The sequence below is a fragment of the Enterococcus sp. UD-01 genome (assembly GCF_044909655.1).
Classification (GTDB): domain Bacteria; phylum Bacillota; class Bacilli; order Lactobacillales; family Enterococcaceae; genus Enterococcus_L.
In genome coordinates this window covers 1-1553 of sequence record NZ_JBIYEU010000036.1, presented here as the reverse complement: position 1 = coordinate 1553, position 1553 = coordinate 1, and the positions used below count along the sequence as shown (strand labels likewise).

The window sequence follows — 1553 nt, the reverse complement described above, 5'->3', positions numbered from 1 at the left end:
CGGGACAAACACCCATGAGGGCCATAGCCCTCACCAAACAGAATGAAAATAAAGTGTATAAAGTGATCGACCTACAAGCTATTACCTGGCATACTAGAGATGACAGAAGTGGCTTGTAGGTCGATCACTTATTGAGGTTCTTCTCCAAGTAACCTTGAGGGACAAACTAGATCATTCTACTTAGTTGTACCAATCATTAGGTCACAGAACCTGTGTATAAAAATAAATATGTTTCTATAAGTAGAATAGCCTCTTCTGGACATTTTTTCAAGGAGGAATTATAAAATGGAAGATGTACTTCGTTCTTGTTGTGCTGGCTTAGATATCCATCAAAAAGTCATTGTTGCTTGTGTGATCCGTTCTGTCGAAGGAAAAAAACGTTCAGAAAAATTCTTTGGCAGTTTTGAAACAACTACTCGTGGTCTGTTTGACTTATCTGATTGGCTAACTTCTTACGAAGTCACACACATTAGTATGGAAAGTACTGGTGTCTATTGGAAATGTGTCTGGCGAATTTTACAGAATCACTTTGAGCTACAATTGGCCAACCCTCGTCACATCAAAAATATTCCAGGAAAAAAAACGGATATGAAAGATGCGGAGTGGATTGCTCGCCTGACTCGACTGGGTGTCATTCCAACTAGTTTTGTGCCACCAGAACCCATTCAAGAGCTGAGGGATTTAACTCGCTACCGTAAACACTTGGTTGAAGACCTGAATCGCGAAAAAAATCGTGGGCACATGGTCTTACAAAATGCCGGCATCAAACTGTCCTCAGTCATTAAAGATATTTATGGCAAATCAGGTCGAGCACTGCTTTATGCACTTATTGATAATAAGGAAATACATGAAGAGCTGATCCGTTCCTGTGTGTATACTACTTTGCGCAGAAAAGTTCCTCAACTGCTCGAAGCCTTAGAAGGCTTTATGACCCCTCATTATCGTAAAATGCTTTCTCTTCATCTCACGCAGATTGAGTATTTGGAAAATCAAATTCAAGAAGTCGAAGAGACCATCAACGACTATCTTGTTCCCTATGAAGAGTATGTCAAACGTTTAGAGGAAATCCCAGGAATCAATCGAAGAACGGCGGCAGTTATCCTTGCAGAAGTGGGAATCGACATGTCTGTTTTTCCTTCAGCTGGCCATTTAGCTTCTTGGGCAGGAGCGTGTCCAGGAAATAATCAAAGTGCTGGAAAGACACGTAGTAAACGAGTAGGAAAAGGAAATGCTTATCTAAAGAAGGTCTTAGCCCAAGGAGCACTGGCTGTTTCTCAAGGGAAACCCAATCGCATCCAAGCCTTTTTCTTTCGCGTAAGAAAAAATGCTGGACACAAAAAAGCGGTGGTTGCGACCGTTCACTTACTATTACGAATCATTTATCGGATGTTTTCCGATCAGTCCCATTACAATGAACTTGGAGAAGCTTATTTACAATCTAAAAAGAACACTTTAACAAGTTACTGTTAAAATGTTCTAGACCAAATTTGACTAACGTCGTTCTTAAGAGGTGCTAGTCTTTTTTTGCTTTTTTTGGGTTAGTTTTCGTATAA

1 protein-coding gene is annotated in these 1553 nt (G+C 40.2%); it reads left to right on the top strand.

Annotated features, from left to right (window positions below):
- The first annotated feature begins 285 nt into the window (after positions 1 to 285).
- Positions 286 to 1470, top strand: a complete 1185-nt coding sequence (locus ABH902_RS15750) for an IS110 family transposase (protein ID WP_404592343.1) — start codon at positions 286 to 288, stop codon at positions 1468 to 1470.
- Positions 1471 to 1553 lie beyond the last annotated feature (83 nt).

Excerpts from the sequence above, each read along its gene's own strand:
- ABH902_RS15750 (WP_404592343.1), top strand. The coding sequence starts at position 286 with ATGGAAGATGTACTTCGTTCTTGTTGTGCTGGCTTAGATATCCATCAA.